This window comes from Microbispora triticiradicis (assembly GCF_005864065.1).
GTDB classification, from domain to species: Bacteria; Actinomycetota; Actinomycetes; order Streptosporangiales; family Streptosporangiaceae; genus Microbispora; species Microbispora triticiradicis.
Genome location: NZ_VANP01000020.1, coordinates 1 through 23,845 on the forward strand (window position 1 = coordinate 1; position 23,845 = coordinate 23,845).

The window sequence follows — 23,845 nt, forward strand, 5'->3', positions numbered from 1 at the left end:
GGATGTGCTCGGTGCCGATGTAGTTGTGCCCAAGCTGCAACGCCTCACGAAGCGACAGCTCGAGCACCTTCTTGGCACGCGGAGTGAAGGGAATGTGCCCCGACGGCGCCGACTGCCCCTGGCCGATGATCTCCTCGACCTGCTGGCGCACCCCCTCGAGGCTGATCCCCAGGCTCTCCAGAGCCTTGGCCGCCACACCTTCGCCCTCATGGATCAAGCCAAGAAGAATGTGCTCGGTACCAATGTAGTTGTGGTTGAGCATCCGGGCCTCTTCCTGGGCCAGGACCACAACCCGCCGCGCACGGTCGGTGAACCTCTCGAACATGTCGTCGCTCCTCACAGAGCGGTCAGGCGAATCCGGGAGATCCGGCACGCCGTCCCGCACGGTAGCCCCGACCCAGCGACCCGGTCCTCGGCGGAAGGGTTCCCCAAGCGCAGGGCGTTCACGCTCTATCCAACCCCCTGCCGGGGGTGACATGTTCCCGATACGCCGCAAGCGAACGAGGTTTTAGGGAGCGCAAACACAATCGCGCGGTTATGCGATCGTCAGGTCCTCCGACGAACCGGATAACCGCGCGATCGAAGATGCGGTTACGGACCATCCCGCGGATCACGCCACACCGAGGACCGGCCTGGCGGGATGCATCACAATGCGACGGAGGAGCCCAAAGCAGAGCAGAGGGCCACTCCGGTCCCGCGCGAACTCCGCGCTTCACCCGCGGCATTCGCCGTCGGCGCCTGGCGAGGCGCCACCCGGCCGGCCGCGACGGGTGAAGGTCCGGCAGGTGCGACCCGGATCGCACCCGACCCCGCCTAGTGCGCGTCCTCGTACGCCTGGACGATCGAGGCGGCGATTCGGCCGCGCTCGCTCACGGGGTGTCCGTGCGACTTGGCCCACGCGCGGATCTCCGCGCTCTTCTCGCGGGTCATGGCTCGCTGACCCCCGCCGCCCGCACCGCGACGGCGGCCGCGGGCCTGCCCGCTGTCCGCGCGCCGCGCGCTGCCGACGAAAGGCGACAGCGCGTCGCGAAGCCGCTTCGCGTTGCCGTCGCTCAGGTCAATCTCATATGACGTGCCGTCAATCGCGAAGGTGACCGTCTCATTGGCCTCGCCGCCATCGAGATCGTCGATGAGAATCACCTGCGTGTGCTTGGCCATCCGGCAATCCTTTCGCAGCCCATAGTTTGATTCGTCAGCCAAACATATACCCGGTTTCCCCCGGCTGACAATTCAAGATTGCGGATTCTCAGGAACTCCTGAGTCCGGTGACTTCTCGCGTGGCTCCCGAGCCGGGCGGAGACCCGCCGCGTCGGAACGTACCAACTTTACGATGCCGTAGACGACCGCGCCGGCGACGACCACGGAAGGTATCAAGGCGGACAATACCTCTGACATTCTGCCTCGCTCGTGCCGGGGTGTCATTAGGTGCACCCGAGGAAATTCCGAGGACGCGCCGAGGTCCCGGGCCCTCTTGCCGGGCCGGTCGCCCTCATACGACCATAGCGCCGGGAGGGTCAGGCGCGCCTTCCGGGGTGCCCCGGGGGTGGCAGCCTAATCCTCGTCTCTCCAGCGGCCTTACCGGATGCTCCACGAAATCGTACCCAAATGTCGGGCCGGACGGTCACCGGAAGCCGTCCGGCCCGATGTTTCGGCCGCCCGCGGCCACTACTCACGGCGGGACGGCAAGGGCTCCCACTCGGCCGGACGCTTGGCTCGTAGCGGCGAAGCCGCAGGTCAGAGCGTTGTCAGCCAGCGCCACGAAGGCGCGGCGACAAGGCTGAACCAGCAATCCGCCACTCTGTCAGCCACTCTGTCCGCCTCTCCTTCCGGCTCTCCATCCGACTCTCACACAACTCTCACACAATAGGTCCGTCCCGGCACGCCGTACCGTTGATGAGCGTCACTGAAACGAGGGGACGCCGCGTCCCCCGGCACTCGGATCTTCATGACCACCGTGACCCTTCTGGTACGACCGGCGCACCCTTGACGGGATATACGCGCGTCTAAAACAGATCCTCGGTGCCGGGAAGGCTCGCAAAAAGAGAGGACCGCACCGCATCCCGACAAGATCCACTGCCCGGGCGGCCCGAAGATCGATTTAACCGGCCGCGCCACAAACGCATGGCCGCCCCCGCCGGCCGGGCCCGCCTAAGGTTTCGCGCGGCCAAACGGCCCGCCGTTTCGGGCGTCGGCACCGGGGCTCGCCGGGGCCGGGCGGGCGGAGGAGCCCATAAGGGCCGGTGCGCCGCCTTCGGGCCCATAAGAGCGTCGAGCGGGTTCCATAAGCCGCTCCGGCCGGATATGGCCCGGAGCGGGGTGACGGCGGTCGACCGGAAGGATTGACGTGGCGGTGTCGCGGTCATTGCCATCTCTCGGGCGGGTCCGCCGGTCCGCCAAGCATGGCATGTCCGGGTGGTTCCGTTACCGAATTTTCCGGAGCAGGCGCCGTCGACGCCCGGAACCGTCACGCCATACGAAAAACGGGGCCGATGGTCCACACCATCGGCCCCGTCCGCGGTCATTACTTGACCTTGACCACCACGGTGTTGGCGACCTTGTCGTGCAAAGCCTGCTGCAGCGGCTTGTCCCACAGCAGCCAGAGCACGTTGAGAAGGGCGGCCAGGTTCGCGAGGTACTTGATGAAGGGAATCCACGACAGGAACTGGAAGGCGAAGAGCACTCCGGCGCGCTTCATCGCCGCGTCCTGGGGCAGCCCCGCCGCGGTCAGCGTTCCGCCGACCGGGACGACCTTGATGCCCATCGCCATCTTGCCGAGGGTCTGCCCGCGTGAGCGCAGCATGAAGAACTCGTAGACGGCCATCACGACGCCCCCCAGCACGGCGACGAGCAGCGCGGCCAGGAAGGCCCCGCTCTCCAGGGTCGTGACGCCGGTCGTCGGGTCGATGCTGGCGGCGGTGAACACCAAGCCCCCGATGACGGCGCTGAGGATCATGTAGGGGATCCCGACGACGACACCGTCGATCAGCCGGGCGACGAGGCGCTGCCACCACTCCGCCAGCGGGGCCGGCGCGCCGGGCGGGATCGCCCCCTGCGGCGCGTACGACTGTCCGTAGGCGGGCTGGCCGTACCCCGGCGTGGCCTGCCCGCCGCCGTAGCCGGGCTGGCCGTACTGCTGCTGGCCGTACTGCTGCTGGCCGTAGCCCTGCTGCGGAGCCTGCTGGCCGTAACCCTGCTGCTCGTAGCCCTGCTGGCCGTACGCCTGCGAGCCGGATGCCTGGGGGCCGGTCTGCTGGCCGTACTGCTGGTAGCCCCCCTGCGACTGCTGGCCGTAGCCGCCCGTCGGCTGACCCTGCTGCTCGCCGTAACCCTGCTGCTCGCCGTAACCCTGCTGCTGGCCGTACCCGCTCTGGGAGGACTGACCGTACTGCTGCTGACCGTAGCCCTGCTGCGGAGCCTGCTGACCGTACTGCTGGCCATAGCCCTGCTGCGACGCCTGCTGCGGGGCCTGCTGGCCGTACTGCTGCTGGCCATAGCCCTGCGGGCCCGTCTCCTGGCCATAACCCTGCTGGCCATAACCGCCCTGGGAGGACTGACCGTGCTGCTGCTGGCCGTAGCCCTGCTGTGAAGCCTGCTGGCCGTACCCCTGCGGGCCGGTGTCCTGGCCATAACCCTGCTGGCCGTATCCGCCCTGCGAAGGCTGGCCGTACTGCTGCTGACCGTAGCCCTGCTGCGGAGCCTGCTGACCGTACTGCTGGCCATAGCCCTGCGGGCCCGTCTCCTGGCCATAACCCTGCTGGCCGTATCCGCCCTGTGAAGACTGGCCGTACTGCTGCTGTCCGTATCCGCCCTGGCCGGAGTCCTGGCCGGGGGTCTGGCCGGGAGTCTGCTGCGGGCCCGTCTGCTGTGCCCGATAGCCGACGACCGTGGCCTCGGGGTCGTAGTCCTGGGAAGGTCTGTCCGGGTTGTACCCGTGGTTCGAAGGCGGCGGTGGCGTCCCGTCCGACTCGTCCTGGGGGTACGGCGGCTGTCCGGTGCTCACCGTGTCACCTCGTTTCGAAGACGCATGCGCCGCATCTCAGTAGCACACGCTGATACCGCCAAAAGTAGCGACACGCGTATCAACAGTCACCTTTGCAGCGACTGACCATGACCGTCAAGATCAGCCACCAATGTCGGCATTATGACTCAATGGCGATCGAGATGCAGCAGCATTCGCGTGTTCCCCAGTGTGTTCGGCTTGACGTGCTCCAGGTCGAGGAACTCGGCGACGCCTTCGTCGTACGACGCGAGGAGTTCCGCGTACACCTCGGGTGACACGGGGGTGCCCTGGATCTCGGTGAAACCATGGCGCGCGAAGAAGTCCACGGCGAACGTGAGGCAGAAGACCCTGCGTACGCCGAGGCCGCGCGCGGCGTCGATGAGCGAGGCGACGATCCGGTAGCCGACGCCTCCACCGCGCACCGCCGGATCCACCGCGACGGTCCTGATCTCGGCCAGGTCCTCCCAGAGCACGTGCAGCGCGCCGCAGCCGACGACCTCTCCGCCGATCTCCGCGACCCAGAACTCCTGGACGTCCTCGTACAGCGTGACCGTGCTCTTCTTCAGCAGGCGCGGCCCGACGCCCGAGTACGCGTCGACGAGGCGGCGGATCGCCCTGACGTCCGGGGTCCTGGCCCGGCGCACCATAACGCCCCTGGCGCCGGATCCGCTCGGTGTCTGTGCGGCGACCTGCTCCATGAACGGCCAGCCTAGTGCCCCTCCCGCCGTCCCCCTCGCCCGTCGCGCGCGGATCGGCGAAGGCGGCTCCGATTTACGGTCAACCCCAAACGGCCCGTCCGACATCGCGCCTGACGTTCTGTAGCCACCGGAATACGGATCGACGCCGGATCGGGCCCCGTGGCGCACGCCTGGCCGCGCATCGATTTTCTCTGCTTCCGACCAGCACCTCATACGTCACCAAAGCACCACAAACCCAGGTAGACCAGCCGGTATCACTGATCAACTCGTGACCCTAGCGTGATCATTTGGTTGTGAAACGTAGACGGGTTTGCGAGTTCTGGTTGAGCAACAACTCAGGGTGCACTATCGTCCAGCGACGATGCCGATCGTCGTGAGCGATCTCGACGATCGGGCGCCGAATCCTCGAAGCACCGGTGCCCGAACCCTGTCGGGGGCCGGGTGCGGAGAGGAGCCGGGGACCCAATCCATGGGATCAGGATCGGTTCAGGTTCAGATCGTCCAGGGGTGAATCCGCAAGGTAGGGCTGCTCCGGCCCGAACCCGTCAGCTAACCCGGCAGGCGCTCGGCAGTGCCCAGCCGCACGACCCGTCACGACGACGCCGGCCGATGCGGGGGCACCTATGGGAGAGGAGCTCGGTTGCGCATGCGTGGAGGACGGCAGGCGGGCAGGCACGCCCGTCGCCGACGGCCCGGACCCGGCCCGGCCGGTCCGGGTGCCATCCGGCGGTTCACCTTCGTCGGAGTCGCGCTCGCCGCGGTCACATTCGGCGCTCCGGTGGTCCGCGCGACCGCCGACCCGAAGCCGAGCCTCAAGGAGCTCGCCGCGGAGGTGGAGGACCTCTACAGCGAAATCGAGACACTCACCGAGCAGTACAACGGCGAGCGGGTGCGTCTGAAGGCGGCCGAGCGGTCCGCCGATCTCGCCAAGAAGAACCTCGCCAAGAGCGAGGCCGAACTGGAGACCCGCCGGCAGAGGGCGAGCGCCCTCGCCCAGCACTCCTACATGACCAACGGGCTCGGCAACGCCCTGGTGCTCGTGAAGTCCACGGACCCGCGGCAGTACCTCGACCAGGCCTCCACGACGTACGCGCTGGAGTTACAGCAGAGCCAGGAGGTCGCGGAGGTCAGCAAGGCGATGGACGCCGCCGCGCGGGCCAAGTCCAGCGCCGCCGCCCGCCAGAGCGAGGTCAGGAAGCTGCTGGACGGCCTCGACACGCGGCGCGACAAGATCACGAAACTGATCAAGAAGACCGAGAGCAGCCTCTACCGGCAGGTCTCGCGAGAGGTCGGCACCGAGACGCGCAGGAAGATGTCGTTCCCCATCGTGGGGGGCGGCAAGGCCGCCCAGGCGGCGCGCTGGGCCCTCGCGCAGCAGCTCAAGCCGTACGTCTGGGGCGCGGAAGGGCCGCGCTCGTTCGACTGCTCCGGCCTGGTGATGGCCGCCTACCAGTCCGTCGGCATCAGCCTGCCCCACTACACGGGCGACCAGTGGACGGCCGGCACGCACATCTCCCGCGACCAGCTCCGCCCCGGCGACCTCGTGTTCTTCTACTCCGACCTGCACCACGTGGGTCTCTACATCGGCGGCGGCTACATGGTCCACGCGCCGCGCACCGGTGACGTCATCCACATCGCGAAGATCGCCGGACGGCCGTTCGCGGGCGGCGTGCGCGTCGCCGACTGATCACACGGATGGTCGGCGTGCACGACCACCGTTCACCGGCCGCGCCCGCGTGCGCGGCCGGACGAGTTCGGGACGTGCTCAGATGAGACGGCGGCGGGCGGCCCAGGCGACGGCCTCGATGGCGGTCGCCACGCCGATCCGGTCGCAGATGCAGCGCAGCCGCCGCCGCACCGTACGTCCGCTGACGTCGAGGCTGCGGCCCACCCGGTCGGCGGTGACGCCCTTCGCCAGCTCGGCGAGCAGCAGTAGGTCCTCCTCGGTGAGACCGGCACGCTCAAGGTCCGAGGCGAGATCCTCACCCCGGTAGACGACCTCCGGATAACCCATCGTCCGCCCTCCCCACGACGATGATTCGTCGGCCCACCCTCCAGGGACGGTAAACGCCTTTGCTGAAGGCCGTCAAGGTGCGGCGGCGGGCCGCCGGTCATACGCCTCCCTTGCGGCCTCCACGTCCTCCATGTGGATCTCCGCCCAATTCTTGATCGCTTCCATCAGCGGCATCAGGTTCTCACCCAGGGGCGTGAGCCGATAGTCGACTCGTACCGGCACCGACGGGGTGACCGTACGCGAGACCAGTCCGTCGCGTTCCATCGTCCGCAACGTCTGCGTGAGCATCTTCTGACTCACCCCGGCGATCGTCCTCGCCAGTTCGCTGTAGCGGAGGGACCCGCGAGCGAGCGCGGTCAGCACGAGACTCACCCACTTGTCGCTGAGCGCGTCGAGCAACTGCCGGGACGGGCAGGTCGCCACGTACGCGTCGTACCGCCGCCGCGCCTCCTCCCGCCGCTGGGCCGCCGTCCGGGTGGGCATGATCTTCCCTCCGCCTCCGTTACGCACTTGCGGGTGCCTCCTTACCGCAAGAGAGTAACTCTCCATAACCTCCTGTCGTACGGAGAGGAGGACACATGAGAGCACTGGTGGGGCGGGACGGAGTCGTACAGGTGGCCGAGGTGCCCGAGCCCGAGCCGGGGCCGGGCCAGGTGCGGATCCGGGTGGAGGCGGCGGCCGTCAACCCGATCGATCTCTTCACGGTCTCCGGCGCCCTTCCCGATTACGGGCTCACGCCCCGGCTCGACACGTACGCCCTGGGCTGGGACGTGGCGGGGGTGATCGACCGGGTGGGACCGGGGGTGACGGCGGCCGGCCCGGGCGATCGGGTCATCGGCCTGTCGGACCGGCTGACGGACCCGATCAAGGCCCAGGCCGAACTGGTCGTGCTGGACGAGCACGCCGTCGCGCCCGCGCCCGCGGGGATGCCCGCCGTCGAGGCGGCGACGCTGCCGCTCAACACACTGACCGCCGTTCAGGCGCTCGACCTCGCCGGGCTCGCCGAAGGCGCGAGCCTGCTCGTGACGGGGGCGGCCGGGGGCCTCGGCGGATATCTGGTGGAACTGGCGGCCCTGCGGGGCATCAGGGTCGCCGCCGTCGCCGCGCCCGGAGACGAGGCGCTGGTCCGCGGCTTCGGCGCGGAGTGGTTCGTCGCGAGGGGCGCCGATCTGGCCGGCGCCGTACGGGCCGTCGTTCCGGGCGGCGTAGACGGAGTGGTGGACGCGGCCGTCGTCGGCCTGCCCGCGCTGGACGCGGTGCGTAACGGAGGCGTGTTCGTCGCCGTCGGCGCGGGGCAGGCCCCGCTCCCGCTGCGCGGAATCCGCGCCTCCACGGTGTTCGTCCGGGCCGACGCGGCGCAGCTCAGGGACGTCGTCAGGCTGGCCGAGGCGGGCCGGCTCACGACACGGGTCGCCGGTGTCCACCCGCTGGACCGCGCGGCCGAGGCCCACGAGCGGCTCGTCCGGGGCGGCGTGCGCGGACGCCTGGTGCTGACCCCCTGACACCCCCCGCGCACGAGACCGGCACAGGAGACCGGCACGCGAGACCGGCACACGGCCGGGCCGGGCCGGACGGGGATGCCGTCCGGCCCGGCCGCTCGCCCCCCGGACACGGCCGGCACAGGGCAAGCACAGGGCCGGAACACGGTCAGGGCGGCGAACGGACCGCGGCGAAGCGGGACGGTCAGCGGATCAGGCGGTCAGGGTCAGGCGGCGCGGCCCGCGTCGAGCAGCTCGCGAATCCGGTCGCGGCCCACCGCCAGCAGCAGCGTGGGCAGGCGCGGGCCGGTGTCGCGGCCGACGAGCAGCCGGTAGAGCAGGGCGAAGAACGCTCGCTGGGCGGCCTTCAGCTCCGGCGTGGCCGCTTTGGCGTCCATCTCCAGCCCGGCCAGCACCTTCGGCACGCCGTAGACGAGCGTGGTCAGGCCGTCGAGCGACCAGTGGTCGTCGAGACCGTCGAGCAGCAGGCGCAGCGACTCCCGCTCCGCCTCGCCGAGCGTGTCGAGAAGCTCCTTGTCGGGCGTCTCGCGCACCTGCGTGCGCTCCTCCGCGGGCAGGTAGGTGTTCACCCAGTGCCGGGCGCGGTCGAGCCGCGGCCGCAGCTCGTCCAGCCCGCCGATCTCCGGGTCGAAGGCGCGCAGGATGCGCAGCGTCTGCTCCTCGTGGCCGGTCGCGATGTCGACCACCGAGGCGAGCGTCCGGTACGGCAGCCGGCGCGGCGTGTCGGGCAGCGTCGCGGACGCGGTGCTCGACGCCCGGCGGTAGGCCGACTGGTCGGCCGGCAGCGCCGTCCCCTCCGTGACCTTCCTGGTGAGCGTGTCCCACTCGTCGTACATCCGCTGGATCTCCTGGTCGAAGGAGATCTTGAACGACTGGTTGGGGCGGCGGCGGGCGTACAGCCAGCGCAGCAGCGCGGGCTCCATGATCGACAGAGCGTCGGCCGGGGTCGGCACGCCGCCCTTGGAGCTGCTCATCTTGGCCATGCCGCTGATGCCGACGAAGGCGTACATCGGCCCGATCGGCTGCTGCCCGCCGAACACCTCGCGGATGATCTGGCCGCCGACGACGAACGACGAGCCCGGCGAGCTGTGGTCGACGCCCGACGGCTCGAAGACCACGCCCTCGTACGCCCAGCGCATCGGCCAGTCGACCTTCCACACCAGCTTGCCGCGGGTGTGCTCGGACAGCAGGACGGTCTCGCCGTGCCCGCAGACGCAGGTGTACGACAACGCGGTGGTCTCGTCGTCGTACGACGTGACCGTGGTCAGGTCGCGGTCGCAGAACGAGCAGTACGGCTTGTAGGGGTAGTAACCCCCCGCGCCGGAGCCGTCGTCCTCGCTCGCGGCCCCCGAGCCCTCCAGGGCGGCGGCCTCGTCGGCGTCGAGGACCTCCTTGACCTTGGCCTTCTTGGTGCGGTACTGGTCGAGGATCGCGTCGATCCGCCGCCGCTCCCGCATGGCGAGCAGCACCTGCTCCCGGTACGCCCCCGAGGTGTACATCTCGGTCTGGCTGATGCCGTGGAACTCCACGCCCATCTCCGCCAGCGCGGCGATCATCGGCGCCTTGAAGTGCTCGGCCCAGTTCGGGTACTCGCTGCCGGGCGGAGCCGGGACGGTGGTCAGCGGCTTGCCGATGTGCTCGTTCCAGGCGGGGTCGACGCCCGCGGGGACCTTGCGGAAGCGGTCGAAGTCGTCCCACGAGATGATGTGCACGCACTCGTGCCCGCGCCGCCTGATCTCGTCGGCCACCAGGTGCGGGGTCATTACCTCGCGCAGGTTGCCCAGGTGGATCGGGCCGGACGGGCTGAGGCCGGACGCGCAGACGACGGGTTTGCCCGGTGCGCGCCGTTCGGCCTCGGCGATGACCTCATCGGCGAAACGCGCCACCCAGTCGGCGTCCATCACGTCAGTCCTCTCGAAACGGGATCCTGCCTTCTATGGTCCCGTACCCGAGGGAGTCGTCAGGACGTGTTGCGGACGTAGACCAGCCGCAGGCCGATGAGCGTGAGCCAGGGCTCGTGCACGTCGATCGTGCGGGCCTCGCCGATGACGAGCGGCGCGCCGGTGCCCGTGGCGACCACGGTGACGTCGTCGGGGTCTGCGGCCAGCTCGGCGGTCATGCGGTCCACGATCCCGTCGACCAGCCCGGCGAAGCCGTAGAGGATGCCCGACTGGAGCGCCTCCACGGTGTTCTTGGCGATCACCGACCTCGGCCGGACCAGCTCGACCTTGTGGAGCTGCGCCCCGGCCGTGGCCAGCGCGTCCACCGAGATCTCCAGGCCGGGGGCGGTCACCGCGCCGACGTACTCGCCCCGGGCCGAGACCGCGTCGAAGGAGGTCGCCGTGCCGAAGTCGACGATCACGCAGGGCCCGCCGTACAGGGTGGTGGCGGCGAGCGCGTTCACGATGCGGTCGCTGCCGACCTCCTTGGGGTTGTCCATCCGGACCGGCACGCCGGTGCGGACGCCCGGCTCGACGACCACCGCCGTGACGTCGCCGTAGTAGCGCCGGGACATCTCCCGCATCTCGTTGAGCACCGACGGGACCGTGGAGCAGATCGCGATGCCGCTGATGTCGGCGTCCTTGAGCAACGGCGACTGCCCGAGCAGGCCCTGCAGCACCACCGCGATCTCGTCCGCCGTGCGGCGGGGGTCGGTCGCGATCCGCCAGTGCTCGATGACCTCTTCACCCTCGAACAGGCCCAGCACCGTATGGGTGTTGCTGACGTCGATGGTGAGCAGCATCCCCCGATTATGCCTCACGAAGATCTAGACCCAGGTCGAGTGCCGGGGCCGAGTGGGTGAGCGCGCCGACCGCCAGGTAGTCGACCCCGGTCTCCGCGACCGCGCGGGCCGCGTCCAGGGTCAGCCCGCCGCTCGACTCCAGCCGCGCCCGGCCGGCCACGAGGCGTACGGCCTCGGCGAGCTGGTCCACCGTGAAGTTGTCGAGCAGGATCTCGTCGGCGCCCTCGGCGAGGACCGGCTCGATCTGGTCGATCCGGTCCACCTCGACCTCGATGGGCAGGCCGGGGAAGGCCTGCCGTACGGCGCGGAAGGCCTCCGCGACGCCTCCGGCGGCCACGACGTGGTTGTCCTTGATGAGCGCGGCGTCGTGCAGGCCCATCCGGTGGTTCACGCCGCCGCCCGCCCGCACGGCGTACTTCTCCAGGACGCGCAGGCCCGGGAGGGTCTTGCGGCTGTCGCGCACGCGGGCGCCGGTGCCCTCGACGGCGTCCACCCAGCGCCGGGTCTGGGTGGCGACGCCGGACAGGTGGGTGAGGAAGTTGAGCGCGGTGCGCTCCAGCGTGAGCAGGTCGCGGGTGGCGCCGCGCACGGTCATCACCACGTCGCCGGGGCGCACGCGGTCGCCGTCCGCGGCGTGCCGCTCGACCTCGGCTCCCCCGGCGGCCTGGCGGAAGACGGCCTCGGCCACGGCCAGGCCGGCGACCACGCCCTCCTTCCGCGCCACCACGTCGGCGACCGCGCGCTGGTCCGCCGGGATCGTGGCGACCGAGGTGACGTCCTGTCCCCCGGCCAGGTCCTCGTCCAGGGCGGCGCGGACGAGGCCGAGCACGGCGTCCGGGTCGAGGCCGTTCTCGTCCAGTTCGGTCCGCAGGGCCTCGTGGGGCGTGTACGTCAAGGTCAGTCCTTCCGCCGTCAGGGCGATGTCGATGTGCGCCCGCCAGCGGGCGTCGTCGCGGTCGGGGTGGTCCTCCCGCCAGTGCGAGCCGCGCGTCTCCTCGCGCACGGTCGCCGCGGCAACCAGCGCGGACGCGACCGTGAGGAGGTTGGTCGCCTCCCACGACTCAGTGCAGGGCTCGACCGCGACCGGGGTCCAGCGGGCGTCCGAGAGCGCGCGGGCGACCTCCGCGAGGCTGCGGTCGCCGCGCAGCACCCCGGCGCCGCGGCTCATGTGGCTCTGGATCCGGGCGCGGGTACGCGGGTCCACCAGCCCTTCCGGCCGGTCGTCCCGTCCGGCGGGCTCACGCGGCGTCAGGTCGCGCGCGGCCAGGTCGGCGGCGATGCGCTCGCCGTAGACGAGCCCTTCGAGCAGGGAGTTGGAAGCCAGCCGGTTGGCGCCGTGGACGCCCGTGCAGGCCACCTCGCCGCAGGCGTACAGGCCGGGCACGCTGGTCCTGCCGTGCAGGTCGGTGCGCACGCCGCCGCTCGCGTAGTGGGCGGCGGGGGCGACGGGGATGGGCTCGGTGACGGGGTCGATGCCGTGCTCCCGGCAGACGGCGAGGATGGTCGGGAAGCGGGTCCGCCACTTGTCCTCGCCGAAGCCGGTGGCGTCCAGGTAGACGTGGTCGGCGCCGGTCTCGTGCATCCTCCGCATGATCGCCTTGGCGACGACGTCGCGGGGCGCGAGGTCGGCCAGTTCGTGGACGCCCCGCATGAAGCGCTCGCCCGCCGCGTCGGCCAGCACCGCGCCCTCGCCGCGCACGGCCTCGGAGACGAGGGGCTGCTGACCGGTCGAGCCCTCCCCGAGCCACAGGACCGTGGGGTGGAACTGCACGAACTCGATGTCCCTGACCACCGCGCCGGCCCGCAGGGCCAGCGCGACGCCGTCCCCGGTGGACACGACGGGGTTGGTGGTGGCCGCGTAGACCTGTCCCATGCCGCCGCTGGCGAGCACCACGGCCCCGGCCCGTACGGCGCCGACGCCGTCGTGGGCGCCCTCCCCCATCACGTGGAGCGTGACCCCGCAGGCGTGACCCTCGGCGTCGAGGAGCAGGTCGAGGGCGAGGGCGTGCTCGATGACCTCGATGCGGGGCTCGGCGAGCACCGCCTCGGCCAGCGCCCGCTGCACCTCGGCGCCGGTCGCGTCGCCGCCCGCGTGGACGATGCGGTTGCGCCGGTGGCCGCCTTCGCGGGTGAGCTGGAGCCCGCCGTCGACGTCCCGGTCGAACTCGGCGCCGTGGCTCATCAGCCGCTTGAGCGCGTCGGGGCCCTCGGTGACCAGGACGCGTACGGCCTCCTCGTCGCAGAGGCCGACCCCCGCGAGGAGCGTGTCCCTGAGATGCTCGTCGGGCGTGTCCTCGGGGTCGAGGACGGCGGCGATCCCGCCCTGGGCCCAGCGGGTGGACCCGGCCGACAGGACGTCCTTGGTGACCACCAGCACCCGCGCCCGCGGGTCGAGCTCGACGTGGCGCAGCGCCACGGTGAGGCCGGCGATACCGGAACCGATCACGACCGCGTCGGCCTCGACGGTCCAGCCGGGTGCGGGGGCGGTGAGTCTGCGTGCGAGCGCCACCATGAGGGGATCCCCTTTCGTCATAATGACGATAACGCCCCCCGCCAAGTGCTGCCGCCCCGCCCCCTCCTAGAAGGGGGGTACCGCGGGGCCGGTGCAGAGCTGGGCGGCCAGAGTGGCGTACGCCCATTCCTCCCACCTGTCCCGCGACCAGCCGCGGTCCTGCACGAAGAGCAGGTACAGCTGCGGGCTGAGCAGGCAGAACAGCAGGTCCGCGGCCATCGCGACGGAGACGTCGCGGCGGGCCCCGGGTTTGCCGACCAGCGCTTGGGCCGCCGCGTGGTGCACGGTGTAGCGCGGATCGGGCCCGTCGGGCCACTGCGCGGCGATCTGTGGATCGGTGGCCGCGGCGGACGCGATCAACGGCATGATCGGGGCGACCCGGCCGAGGATCTCGCCGGTGCCGCGAACAAGCGCGCCCAGCAGGTCCGCCGCGGTGGGCGCGGCACACGCGGCGCGGAACCATTCACGGTCCATGGTGGCCACCGGCTCGGTGTCCCCGGCGATGGACGTGTCGACGACGTCCTTGAACAGCGTGCGCTTGTTGCCGAAGACGAAGTAGACCGTCTGGACGGCCACGCCCGCCCGGTCGGCGACCTCCTGCAGGCTCGTCGCCCCGTAGCCCTGCGCGACGAACAGTTCCCGCGCCGCCTGGATGACCTTCTCCCGCGTACGGCGTGAGCGCTCGGCCCGTTTGTCCGGCCGCTTGACGGTGTCCATTGCGCGAGTATATCTCTAGAGTTCGTCACTAGAGTTTAACTCTAAAAACGGGGAGCGAGAGCCGATGGACAAGCCGAACACCCTCCGGGACGCGGGCGGGGCCGAGGCCGGACGGGATCAGGAGGAGGCGGTGCGCCGAGCGCTGGAGGAGTACTACCGCGCCGGAAAACCGCCGTGGGACACCGGCGTGACACCGCCCGAGCTGGTCGCCCTTGTCGAGGGGCACGGGGAGGGACACGATGCGCTGCCGCCCGGCCGCGCCCTGGAGCTCGGCTGCGGCACCGGAACCAACGCGATCTACCTGGCCCGGCACGGCTGGGAGGTCGTGGCCGTCGACCTGGTCGGCCGCGCGATCGAGCTGGCCCGGGAGAGGACGGAGGCGGCGGGAGTGGACGTACGGCTGCTGCACGGAGACGCCACCAGGCTCGACGAGCTGGACGCGCCCGGGCCCTTCGAGCTGTTCTTCGACCTGAGCTGCTACTGCGGCATCCCGCCGCACCGCCGCGACGCCTACGTCGCCGGACTCACCCGCCGCGCCGCTCCCGGCGCACGGCTGCTGATGTTCGGGTACGGCCCCGAGGCGTTCGACGACCCGATCTCCGGTGTCACCGCCGACGAGCTCCGCGCCCGGTTCGCCGGCTGGGAGCTGGTCGACACCACACCCGGCACGAACCCGGTGCCCACCTTCTGGTTCACGCTCCGCGCGCCTACAGGGTGAGCACCATGTTGTCGATCAGGCGGGTGGTGCCCACCTTGGCGGCGACGGCCAGGACCGCCTCGCCGCGGTGGTCGCCGCCCACCGGCGCGAACGTCGCGGGGTCGGCCAGGATCAGGTAGTCGAGCAGCAGCGGCGGGTCGAACCGGGCCGCCTCCTCCAGCACGGCCCTGGCCGCGTCGAGGACCCCGGCCGGCCCGGTCCTGGCCCGCGCCGCACCGGCACTCAGCGCCCGCGACAGCGCGAGGGCCGTACGGCGGTCGTCCTCGGAGAGGTACCGGTTGCGGCTCGACAGCGCCAGCCCGTCGGGCTCCCGTACGGTCGGGGCGGCCACGATCGACACCGGGACGTCGAGGTCGGCCGTCATCCGCCGGATCAGCGCGAGCTGCTGGGCGTCCTTCTGCCCGAATACCGCGACGTCCGGCCGCACGAGGTTGAACAGCTTGAGCACCACGGTCAGCACGCCGTCGAAGTGGCCCGGGCGGAAGGCGCCCTCGGCCGTCCCGCCCATGCCGCCCGCCGAGACCTCCACCTGCCGGTCGGGCAGGTACATGTCCTCGGCCGAGGGCGCGAAGACCACGCCCGCGCCCTCCTCCTCGCACACCCGGAGATCGGCGTCGAACGTGCGGGGATAGCGGGAGAAGTCCTCGTGCGGACCGAACTGCAGAGGGTTGACGAACACGCTCACCACCACGTGGTCGGCGTGCTCACGCGCCAGCCGGACCAGCGACCGGTGGCCCTCGTGGAGCGCCCCCATCGTGGGGACCAGGGCGATCCTTCCCGGGCCGAGAGAGTCCCTCGCCTTGACGAGGGCGGCCCGGTCGGCGGCCACGGTCACGTCCATATGTTCCCTCCCAGGGCATCCAGCAGGCGTTCGGCCGCCTCCGGCTTGAGCAGCCCCGCCGCCAGCGCCCGGTCGGCGGTGAGCCGCGCCAGGGCGACGTACGCGTCCGCGGCCTCGGGGGCGGCCAGGATGAGCGCGTCCACGTGTTTGCGCACCGTGCCCGCGTCGCCGCGGACGACCGGCCCGGTGAGCCCGCCGATGCCGAGACGCAGCACGTTGTCGAGGGCCGCGCCGAGCAGCGGCCCGAGCATGCGGCCGGGATGCTCGACACCGATCTTCGCGAGCAGCTCCTGCGACTCGGCGATGAGCGTCACCATGTGGTTGGCCGCGCCGGCGATCGCGGCGTGGTAGAGCGGCCGGTCCTGGTCGGCGATCCACACCGGCTCGCCGCCCATCTCGATGACCAGCGCCTCGGCCACCGGCCGCAGCATGTCCGGCGCGGTGACGCCGAACGAGCAGCCGTTGAGCTTGGTCAGGTCGTCGCTCCGGCCCGTGAAGGTCATCACCGGATGCAGCGCGAGCGGCAGCGCCCCCGCCTCGGCGGCGGGGTCGAGCACGCCGAGGCCGTACGCGCCGCTGGCGTGCACGAGCAGCTTGCCGCGCAGGTCGGCGCCGGTGGCCGCGAGGCCGGAGACCAGGCCGGGCAGCACGTCGTCCGGCACGGTCAGCAGCACGAGCTCGGACCTGGCGATGACCTCCTCCGGCCTGCTGAGCGCCTGGCCGAGACGGTCGGCGGCGCGGCGGCGCGACGCGTCGGACACGCCGCTGGCCGCCACCACACGATGACCCGCGAGCATGAGCGCGGCCCCGAGCACGGAGCCGACCCGTCCCGCGCCGAGCACTCCCACGGCGAGCCGCGCCGGGCGGTCACTTGTGTCCATGACGCCTCCCCTCGGTTCAGCGTAGCGGCGGCGCTCCCGCCGGCCCGGTGCCAGGTCGTGCCTCACGGATCAGGCCATGCCGAGCATGACCACGACGGGCCCGACGGTCGGATTTTGTCCCGTTTCTAACGGGCCTATGTTGAGCTACAGGTACGAATGTGACTGATTTTCGCCACGGCCCGCGCGTGTCGGTAGCGTGATGCGGTGTGGAGGTGACCTGGCGGGAGGCCGTCGAGCGCGCGCTCTACGGCGCGGAGGGCTTCTACCTGCGGGAGCGCCCGGACCGCCATTTCCGCACCTCGGTCCATGCCTCACCGGTCTTCGCCGAGGCGGTGCTGCGCCTGCTGGAACGGGTCGACGCGACCCTCGGGCGCCCCGGCGTGGTCGACTTCGTGGACGTGGGCAGCGGCGACGGCCTGCTGGCCGCCCGCGTCGTGGCCGCCGCGCCGCCGGACCTCGCGGCGCGCCTGCGGGCCGTCGCGGTGGACCTGTCCCCCCGGCCCCGCGGCCTCGATCCCCGGGTCGTCTGGGAGCCGGAGGTCCCGTACGGGGTCACCGGGCTCGTGGTCGCCAACGAATGGCTGGACAACGTGCCCCTCGACGTCGCCGAGGCGACCCCCGCGGGCCCCCGGCTGGTGCTCGTCGACCCGGCGACCGGAGCGGAGCGGCCCGGTCCCGTCCCCGATCCGGAGGACCTGGCCTGGCTGGACCGCTGGTGGCCGCTGGGCCCGGTCGGGGACCGCGCCGAGATCGGCCGCCCCCGCGACGAGGCGTGGGCCGGGGTGATCGCGCGGCTGACCCGCGGCACGGCGGTCGCCGTGGACTACGCCCATCTCGCCGGGCGGCGCCCCGCCCTCGGCACGCTGGCCGGCTACCGCGACGGCTCGCCGGTGCCCGCCGTACCGGACGGGTCGTGCGACGTCACGGCCCACGTCGCGCTGGACGCCTGCGCGGCGGCCGGCGAGCGGGCGGGCGCGGAGGCGACCACGCTCACGACGCAGCGGGAGGCCCTGCGCGACCTGGGGGTCACCGGCGCCCGGCCGCCGCTCGCGCTCGCGTCCGCCGACCCCGCCGGTTACGTACGCGCGCTCGGCCGGGCCTCGCAGGAGGCCGAGCTCATCGACCCCGCCGGTCTCGGCGGCTTCGGCTGGCTCGGCCAGTCCCGGTGTGGATGAGGAGACATCATGATCGCGAGAATCTGGCGCGCGAGCGCGACCCCGGAGGGCGCGAACGGCTACGAGCGGCACTTCACCGAGGCGGTCCTGCCCTCCCTGCGCGGCGTGGCCGGGCACCGCGGCGCCTACCTGCTGCGGCGCGACGCCGGCGGCCGGGTGGAGATCGAGGTCATGACCCTGTGGGACTCGATGGACGCGATCCGCCGCTTCGCCGGGGAGGACCCCGCGACGGCCGTCGTCGAGCCCGCGGCCCAGGCCGTCCTGCTCGGCTACGACACCACGGTCACCCACCACGCGGTCAGCGTGTCAGACGGCGACCTTCAGTGACTCCAGGCCGCGCATGATGTAGCTGGGCTTCCAGGTCGGCTCCTCGGCGAGCTCCAGGCGGGGCGCCAGCCGCAGCAGCGCGCCGAACGACTCCGCCATCTCGACCCGCGCGAGCGGGGCGCCGAGGCAGAAGTGGATGCCCGCACCGAACGAGATGTGCGGGTTGTCCGCCCGGCCGACGTCGAGACGGTCGGGGTCGTCGAAGACCTCGGGGTCCCGGTTCGCCGAGCCGAACAACAGCGCGATCTCCGCACCACGAGGGATCGTCACCCCGCCGGCCTCGACGTCCTCCAGCACCCACCGCTCGAACATCTGCGCCGGGGTGTCGTAACGCAGCAGCTCCTCGACCGCCGCCGGCATCAGGCCGGGGTCGGCGCGCAGCCGCTCCAGCTCGCCGGGGTTGCGGAACAGCGCCCACCACCCGCTGCCGGTGGCGTTGACCGTGGCCTCGTGCCCGGCGTTGAGCAGCAGCACGCAGGTGCCGATCAGCTCGTCCTCGGTGAGCCGGTCCCCGTCGTCCACCACCTGCGCGAGCGCGGAGATCATGTCGTCGCCCGGCCGCTCCCTGCGCGCCCTGGCCAGCCCGCGCAGGTACCCGGCGAACTCCGTCGCCGCGCGTACGGCCGTGTGCTGGACCTCCGGCGACGGGTTCAGCTCGTACATCCCGCAGATGTCGGCCGACCAGGGGCGCAGCAGGTGGCGGTCGGCCTCCGGCACGCCCAGCATCTCGGCGATCACGGTGACGGGCAGCGGCTCGGCCACCTCGGCCAGCAGGTCGCCGCCGCCGCGCTCGACCAGCCCCTCGGTCAGTTCCGCCGCGATCCTCCGTACGCGCGGGCGCAGCGACTCGACCATCCGGGGCGTGAACGCCTTGGACACCAGGCGGCGCAGCCGGGTGTGGACCGGCGGCTCCACATCGAGCATCCCGGCCCGGATCACCCGCCAGAAGGGCTCCTGGAAGTCCGGCTCGGGCTCCCGGCCGAACTCCTCGTGCGTGGCGGTGTGCAGGTAGGACCGGCCCAGGCGGCGGTCGCGCAGCAGCGCGTTGACGTCGGCGTGCCGGGCGACCAGCCATTGCCCGGTCGGCTCGAAGAAGCTGACCGGATCGTTGTCCCGCAGGTCGCGGTAGGCGTCGTACGGGTGAGCCACGAACTCCGGATTCCAGGGATCAAACCTCACATTGGACACCATAACGGTAAAGCGCCTCTCACCAGGGGACTTGCCGGATCGCCCGTTCTCCGGGTTATAGTGCGCTCAGGTCATGAGTGCCAGCGTCAAGCCCCGGCTTGCTGGCCGGCAACCCTCGCGCTCGCGGCGGGGTGCCCCGGGTGAGGACCGGGCCTGGCGCGCGGTGCGCCGGGCAAGCGCGGGCTCCGCCGTACGACGCCATGGCAGGGGTCCCCGACCCGAGGAGGCCTGGCGTTGTCCGCTCTCACCTTCGTCCCGCAGCAGCCCGCCAACCCCGTGTCCGAGCCGGTGCGCGTACCGGTGGTCGTGGGCGCCGACCTGGAGGTCCCGGTCCGGGGCGGCCGGCTCGTGCCGTACGCGAACCTCGACTACGCGGCGAGCGCGCCCTGTCTTGAGCCGGTGAACGCCGCCGTCGCGGCGGCGCTGCCGGCCTACTCCAGCGTGCACCGGGGCGCGGGCTACGCCTCGCAGCTCACGACCCAGCGGTACGAGCAGGCCAGGCACACCGTGCGGGCCTTCGTGGGCGCCCGCCCCGGCGACGCCCTCGTCTTCGTGCGCAACACCACCGACGCGATGAACCTGCTGGCCCGCAGCCTCCCCGAGGGCACCACGGTCGTCGTGTTCGGCACCGAGCACCACGCCTCGCTGCTGCCCTGGACCGACGCCGTACGACTCGCGCCGCCCGCCTTCCCCGGCGAGGCCGTCCGGGCCGCCGACGAGGCCCTCGCCGCGATCGAGGGCCCGGCCCTGCTCGTCGTGACCGCCGCGTCCAACGTCACCGGAGAGCTGTGGCCGATCGCCGGGCTCGCGCACATCGCGCACCGGCACGGCGCGCGGATCGCCGTGGACGCCGCCCAGCTCGTCCCCCACCGCGGGCTCAACCTCGCCGCGCTCGACCTCGACTACGTCGCCTTCTCCGGGCACAAGCTCTATGCGCCGTTCGGCGCGGGCGTGCTCGTCGGCCGGCCCGACTGGCTCGCCGCCGCCGACCCGTACCTGCGCGGCGGCGGAGCCGTGCGAGCCGTGGGCGAGACCACCGAGTGGAGCGACGACCCCGAGGCGCGGCACGAGGCGGGGACGCCCAACGTGCTCGGCGCGGTCGCGCTCGCCGCCGCCTGCGACGCCCTGGCCGCGACCGGCTGGACTCCGTTGGTGCGGGAGGAGGAGCGGCTGCTCGCCCGCCTGCGCGCCGGGCTCGCCGCGATCCCCGGCGTACGCGAACTGTCGCTGTGGGGCCCGGACCACCCGCGGGTCGGGATCGTGTCGTTCGTCGTGGAGGGCCGCCCGGCCCGGGAGGTCGCCGAGATCCTCTCGGCCGAGCACGGCATCGGCGTCAGGGACGGCAAGTTCTGCGCCCACCCGTTCGTCCGCCACCTCCTCGGCGGCACCGAGGACGAGGGCTGCGCGGACGGCACGGTGAGCGCCGTACGCGCCTCGATCGGCATCGGCACGACCGAGGAGCACGTCGACCGCCTCATCACCGCCCTCCGCGACATCGCCCCCGCCTGACCCCGACCGCCGTGGCTTTCGCCGGTGGGTGACGGGCGTGAAAGCATGGACGGTATGACCGAGCAGGACGGCCCGCGTGTCGAGCGAGTGGTGGGCATCGGGGCCGGGGCGGACGCGGTGCGGCCGGGAGGGCTCGCGACGGAGGACCTGATCCTCGACATCGGGCCGCAGCATCCGTCCACGCACGGGGTGCTGCGGCTGCGGCTCGTCCTTGACGGTGAACGGATCGTGGCCGCCGAGCCGATCGTCGGCTACATGCACCGCGGTGCGGAGAAGCTGTTCGAGGTGCGCGACTACCGGCAGATCATCGTGCTGGCCAACCGGCACGACTGGCTGTCGGCGTTCGCCAACGAGCTGGGCGTCGTGCTCGCGGTCGAGCGCATGATCGGCATGCAGCCCCCGCCGCGGGCGGTGTGGGCCAGGACCCTGCTGGCCGAGCTCAACCGCGTGCTCAACCACCTGATGTTCCTCGGCGGCCATCCGCTGGAGCTGGGCGCGGCCGGCCCGGTCTTCCCCGCCTTCCGGGAGCGGGAGACGCTGCAGTACGTCATGGAGGAGATCTCCGGCGGCCGCATGCACTACATGTTCAACCGGGTGGGCGGGCTGAAGGAGGAGCTGCCCGAGGGCTGGCTCGGCCGCGTGACCACCGCCGTGGCGGCCGTGCGGCGGCGGCTGCCCGACATCGAGGAGCTGGTCGCGGGCAACGAGATCTTCGTGGCGCGCACCCGCGGCGTCGGCGTGCTCGACCGTGAGACGATCATGCAGTACGGCGTGAGCGGCCCGGCCGCGCGGGCCTCGGGGGTGGACTTCGACCTGCGGCGCGACGAGCCCTACCTCGCGTACGGCGAGCTGCCCGTGAAGGTCGTGACCCGCTCGGCGGGAGACTGCCAGGCGAGGTTCCAGGTGCTGCTCGACCAGGTCAAGGTGTCGCTCGACCTGGCCGACGCCTGCGTGGAGCGGCTGCGCCACCTGCCGCCCGGCCCGATCAACCAGCGCCTGCCGAAGGTGCTCAAGGTGCCGGAGGGCCACACGTACGCCTGGACGGAGAACCCGCTCGGCCTCAACGGCTACTACCTGGTGTCACGCGGCGAGAAGACCCCCTGGCGGCTCAAGCTGCGCAGCGCCTCCTACAACAACGTCCAGGTGCTCCGCGAGATGCTGCCCGGCCACTCGGTCGCCGACCTGATCGCGGTCCTCGGATCGATGTTCTTCGTGGTCGGCGACATCGACAAGTAGGCCGGTAGGCAGGGGTCAGCTCTCCCCGTTGGGCTTGCCGGGCACCCGGCAGCAGTGTTCGAGGAAGAGCGCGGCGCAGATCAGGATCACGCACGCCACGAACGACCCGCCGCCGACGATCGCGTCCTGGCGGGGCTTGTCCAGGTCGAGCAGGTCCAGCACACGCAGGACGAAACCGGCGAAGACCCCGGCGAACGCCGCGCCCGCGTACGCGGTGGCCTGGGCCAGCGCCGCCAGTCGAGCGACGGCGAGCGGCTCGACGGGCTTGGTGTCCGGGCGGCGCAGGATCCTCGCCCGGGTCAGCCAGCCCGTGTACGCCTCACCGAGCGCGAGCAGCAGCACGGTGGGCACCGCGGTCCACGGCAGTGTGGGCACCACGGAGTAGGACTGCCGCAGCAGGCCCCAGGTGATCACGGCGAACACGACCACGAGACCGACGAGCACGCCGGGATTGCTGGGCTTCACGCGGGGTCTCTCCTCGTCAGGCCGGGGGTTCGAGCACGAGGTCGGTGCGCAGCCGCACCCCGCTCTGGTCCAGGTCGGCCAGCAGGGCCGCGACCGACCCGCGCCCGGGCAGCACCGCCGAGGGGTCCGCCTGGGCCCACGGCACCAGGACGAACGCCCGCTCGTGCGCGCGGGGATGCGGGAGGGTGAGCTCGGGGTCGTCCGACATCAGCGTGCCGACCGCGATCAGGTCCACGTCGAGGGTCCGGGGGCCCCACCGCTCCGCGCGCTCACGGCCGAAGGCGTTCTCGACGCTGTGCGCCCGGTCGAGCAGGGCGCGGGGGTCGAGCATGCTCTCGGCGACGACCACCGCGTTCAGGTACGCGCCCTGGGTGGGTCCGCCGACCGGTTCGGTCTCGTAGACCGGCGACGCCGCCACGAACGTGAGCCCGGGGGCGTCGAACAACGCGTCGACGGCGCCCTGGAGGTTCTCGATGCGCCGGCCGAGGTTGCTGCCGAGTGCGATCACGACCCTCATGCGCGCCCCCTTCTGATCGTCACCACCACGTCGTCGAACGGCAGCGGGATGGGCGCCGCCGGTTTGTGCACGCTGACCTCCGCCTCCTCGACCATGTCGTGGGCCAGGCAGGCCGCCGCCAGCCGCTCGGCGAGGGTCTCGATGAGATTGACCGGCTCGCCCTCCGCGATCCGGACGAGCTCCAGTGCCAGCGCGCCGTAGTCGACCGTCAGGGTGAGGTCGTCGGCCGCCGCCGCCGGGGCGGTGTCGAGACGCAGGCAGACGTCGATCACGAACTCCTGGCCGAGCTCGCGCTCGGCCGGCAGGCACCCGTGCCTGCCGCGCGCCCGCAACCCCGTCAACCGCACCGCGTCGCGGCTCACTGCTCCTGGTCCTCCTCCTCGTCCTCGTCGTCGCTCTGCAGGACCGGAGATCCGTGGTAGAGCCACAACCGCCAGCCCCCGGAGGTCCGCACATAGGTGCTGGAGGCGACGACCCGGCCGGCGGCGAAACCCGGTTCGTCGCTGTCGGCGGCGGTGAGGATGTTCTCCGCGCAGGTGACCACCGCGACGTCACCGAGCACGGTGGTCTGCACGTCGGTCAGCACGAACTGGATGTACGTCGTGTTGGCCATGATGAGCGCCCACGAGCGCAGCACCTCCGACCGCCCGCTCAGCATGGGCCAGCCGGGATGGACGCACAGCGCCGGACGTCCCGGGACGTCCTCGATCCATATCTCCGACATCCTGTCGAGGTCGCCCGCCTCGATGGCGTTGTAGAACGCCTGGTTGAGCTCCTCGATGTCCTTCATGGGCGTCCCTGTCGG

General features: G+C 71.7%; 24 protein-coding genes and 2 riboswitches. Of the genes, 7 read left to right on the plus strand and 17 right to left on the minus strand.

Going from position 1 to position 23,845, the window contains the following annotated elements; genetic code table 11:
• The 4 genes from FED44_RS32450 to FED44_RS32465 all read right to left on the minus strand — a co-directional run.
• Positions 1 to 325, minus strand: a 325-nt coding sequence (locus FED44_RS32450) for a Clp protease N-terminal domain-containing protein (protein ID WP_279633920.1), incomplete at its 3' end; no start/stop codon positions are given.
• A gap of 488 nt (positions 326 to 813) precedes the next feature.
• Complete coding sequence (locus FED44_RS32455) at positions 814 to 1,158, minus strand: histone-like nucleoid-structuring protein Lsr2 (protein WP_111701811.1); 345 nt, start codon at positions 1,156 to 1,158, stop codon at positions 814 to 816.
• 1,363 nt (positions 1,159 to 2,521) lie between these two features.
• A complete protein-coding gene (locus FED44_RS32460; RefSeq protein WP_138463063.1) occupies positions 2,522 to 4,000 on the minus strand; it encodes an RDD family protein in 1,479 nt (492 codons plus the stop codon).
• A 146-nt stretch (positions 4,001 to 4,146) separates the two neighbouring features.
• A complete protein-coding gene (locus FED44_RS32465) occupies positions 4,147 to 4,698 on the minus strand; it encodes an amino-acid N-acetyltransferase (RefSeq protein ID WP_111701815.1) in 552 nt (183 codons plus the stop codon).
• A 425-nt stretch (positions 4,699 to 5,123) separates the two neighbouring features.
• Positions 5,124 to 5,277, plus strand: a riboswitch (cyclic di-AMP (ydaO/yuaA leader).
• Positions 5,278 to 5,344: 67 nt separating this feature from the next.
• Between FED44_RS32465 and FED44_RS32470 the strand changes: the two genes are divergently transcribed.
• Positions 5,345 to 6,385 (plus strand): C40 family peptidase, encoded by a 1,041-nt coding sequence (locus FED44_RS32470; protein WP_138463064.1) that lies wholly within the window; start codon positions 5,345 to 5,347, stop codon positions 6,383 to 6,385.
• Positions 6,386 to 6,463: 78 nt separating this feature from the next.
• Here FED44_RS32470 and FED44_RS32475 read toward each other — a convergent pair whose 3' ends face one another.
• Positions 6,464 to 6,712, minus strand: coding sequence for a helix-turn-helix domain-containing protein (locus FED44_RS32475; protein WP_111701819.1), 249 nt, complete (start codon positions 6,710 to 6,712; stop codon positions 6,464 to 6,466).
• A 72-nt stretch (positions 6,713 to 6,784) separates the two neighbouring features.
• Positions 6,785 to 7,195 (minus strand): winged helix-turn-helix transcriptional regulator, encoded by a 411-nt coding sequence (locus FED44_RS32480; protein WP_111701821.1) that lies wholly within the window; start codon positions 7,193 to 7,195, stop codon positions 6,785 to 6,787.
• A gap of 95 nt (positions 7,196 to 7,290) precedes the next feature.
• Between FED44_RS32480 and FED44_RS32485 the strand changes: the two genes are divergently transcribed.
• Positions 7,291 to 8,214, plus strand: a complete 924-nt coding sequence (locus tag FED44_RS32485; protein ID WP_138463065.1) for an NADP-dependent oxidoreductase — start codon at positions 7,291 to 7,293, stop codon at positions 8,212 to 8,214.
• 203 nt (positions 8,215 to 8,417) lie between these two features.
• Here FED44_RS32485 and lysS read toward each other — a convergent pair whose 3' ends face one another.
• The 4 genes from lysS to FED44_RS32505 form a co-directional block, all read right to left on the minus strand.
• On the minus strand, positions 8,418 to 10,112 hold the full coding sequence (gene lysS, locus FED44_RS32490) for a lysine--tRNA ligase (RefSeq protein ID WP_138463066.1): 1,695 nt from the start codon (positions 10,110 to 10,112) through the stop codon (positions 8,418 to 8,420).
• Positions 10,113 to 10,171: 59 nt separating this feature from the next.
• Positions 10,172 to 10,954: a type III pantothenate kinase gene (locus FED44_RS32495; RefSeq protein ID WP_111701827.1), complete on the minus strand. Its 783-nt coding sequence runs from the start codon at positions 10,952 to 10,954 to the stop codon at positions 10,172 to 10,174.
• 7 nt (positions 10,955 to 10,961) lie between these two features.
• On the minus strand, positions 10,962 to 13,466 hold the full coding sequence (locus FED44_RS32500) for an L-aspartate oxidase (protein ID WP_138463067.1): 2,505 nt from the start codon (positions 13,464 to 13,466) through the stop codon (positions 10,962 to 10,964).
• A gap of 66 nt (positions 13,467 to 13,532) precedes the next feature.
• Complete coding sequence (locus FED44_RS32505; RefSeq protein ID WP_138463068.1) at positions 13,533 to 14,183, minus strand: TetR/AcrR family transcriptional regulator; 651 nt, start codon at positions 14,181 to 14,183, stop codon at positions 13,533 to 13,535.
• 64 nt (positions 14,184 to 14,247) lie between these two features.
• Here FED44_RS32505 and FED44_RS32510 point away from each other — a divergent pair, with 64 nt between their 5' ends.
• Complete coding sequence (locus FED44_RS32510; protein ID WP_138463069.1) at positions 14,248 to 14,901, plus strand: class I SAM-dependent methyltransferase; 654 nt, start codon at positions 14,248 to 14,250, stop codon at positions 14,899 to 14,901.
• Here the strand turns inward: FED44_RS32510 and panC are convergent.
• Together panC and FED44_RS32520 are read right to left on the minus strand one after the other, a co-directional pair.
• Positions 14,891 to 15,742: a pantoate--beta-alanine ligase gene (gene panC, locus FED44_RS32515; protein WP_111701835.1), complete on the minus strand. Its 852-nt coding sequence runs from the start codon at positions 15,740 to 15,742 to the stop codon at positions 14,891 to 14,893. The genes FED44_RS32510 and panC overlap by 11 nt on opposite strands.
• A complete protein-coding gene (locus FED44_RS32520) occupies positions 15,733 to 16,623 on the minus strand; it encodes a Rossmann-like and DUF2520 domain-containing protein (protein ID WP_111701837.1) in 891 nt (296 codons plus the stop codon). The genes panC and FED44_RS32520 overlap by 10 nt, the downstream gene beginning before the upstream one ends.
• Positions 16,624 to 16,829: 206 nt before the next feature.
• Between FED44_RS32520 and FED44_RS32525 the strand changes: the two genes are divergently transcribed.
• Both FED44_RS32525 and FED44_RS32530 read left to right on the plus strand, forming a co-directional pair.
• Positions 16,830 to 17,798, plus strand: a complete 969-nt coding sequence (locus tag FED44_RS32525; RefSeq protein ID WP_138463070.1) for an SAM-dependent methyltransferase — start codon at positions 16,830 to 16,832, stop codon at positions 17,796 to 17,798.
• Between the two features lie 9 nt (positions 17,799 to 17,807).
• Complete coding sequence (locus FED44_RS32530) at positions 17,808 to 18,125, plus strand: antibiotic biosynthesis monooxygenase family protein (RefSeq protein WP_138463071.1); 318 nt, start codon at positions 17,808 to 17,810, stop codon at positions 18,123 to 18,125.
• On the opposite strand, the gene FED44_RS32535 is transcribed toward FED44_RS32530, so the two are convergent.
• Entirely contained in the window at positions 18,105 to 19,304 is a 1,200-nt protein-coding gene (locus tag FED44_RS32535; protein WP_222867928.1) for a cytochrome P450, read from the minus strand. The genes FED44_RS32530 and FED44_RS32535 overlap by 21 nt on opposite strands.
• Before the next feature lie 78 nt (positions 19,305 to 19,382).
• A riboswitch (SAM riboswitch) is annotated at positions 19,383 to 19,498 on the plus strand.
• A 49-nt stretch (positions 19,499 to 19,547) separates the two neighbouring features.
• On the opposite strand from FED44_RS32535, the gene FED44_RS32540 reads away from it, so the two are divergent.
• Positions 19,548 to 20,822, plus strand: coding sequence for an aminotransferase class V-fold PLP-dependent enzyme (locus FED44_RS32540; protein ID WP_244302455.1), 1,275 nt, complete (start codon positions 19,548 to 19,550; stop codon positions 20,820 to 20,822).
• A 54-nt stretch (positions 20,823 to 20,876) separates the two neighbouring features.
• Positions 20,877 to 22,058, plus strand: a complete 1,182-nt coding sequence (locus FED44_RS32545; protein WP_138463074.1) for an NADH-quinone oxidoreductase subunit D — start codon at positions 20,877 to 20,879, stop codon at positions 22,056 to 22,058.
• A 15-nt stretch (positions 22,059 to 22,073) separates the two neighbouring features.
• Here the strand turns inward: FED44_RS32545 and FED44_RS32550 are convergent, their stop codons facing one another.
• The 4 genes from FED44_RS32550 to FED44_RS32565 are packed head-to-tail and all read right to left on the minus strand — an operon-like array spanning position 22,074 to position 23,830.
• Positions 22,074 to 22,523, minus strand: a complete 450-nt coding sequence (locus tag FED44_RS32550) for a DUF3180 domain-containing protein (RefSeq protein ID WP_111701847.1) — start codon at positions 22,521 to 22,523, stop codon at positions 22,074 to 22,076.
• Between the two features lie 16 nt (positions 22,524 to 22,539).
• Positions 22,540 to 23,040 carry a 2-amino-4-hydroxy-6-hydroxymethyldihydropteridine diphosphokinase gene (folK, locus tag FED44_RS32555; RefSeq protein WP_111701849.1) on the minus strand — a complete coding sequence of 167 codons (501 nt, stop codon included), beginning with the start codon at positions 23,038 to 23,040 and terminating at the stop codon, positions 22,540 to 22,542.
• On the minus strand, positions 23,037 to 23,402 hold the full coding sequence (gene folB, locus FED44_RS32560) for a dihydroneopterin aldolase (RefSeq protein ID WP_111701851.1): 366 nt from the start codon (positions 23,400 to 23,402) through the stop codon (positions 23,037 to 23,039). Before folB ends, folK begins: the two co-directional genes overlap by 4 nt.
• The gene (locus FED44_RS32565; RefSeq protein WP_111701853.1) at positions 23,399 to 23,830 is read right to left on the minus strand and encodes a nuclear transport factor 2 family protein; all 432 of its coding nucleotides are present in this window, start codon (positions 23,828 to 23,830) and stop codon (positions 23,399 to 23,401) included. The genes folB and FED44_RS32565 overlap by 4 nt, the downstream gene beginning before the upstream one ends.
• Positions 23,831 to 23,845: the final 15 nt, after the last annotated feature.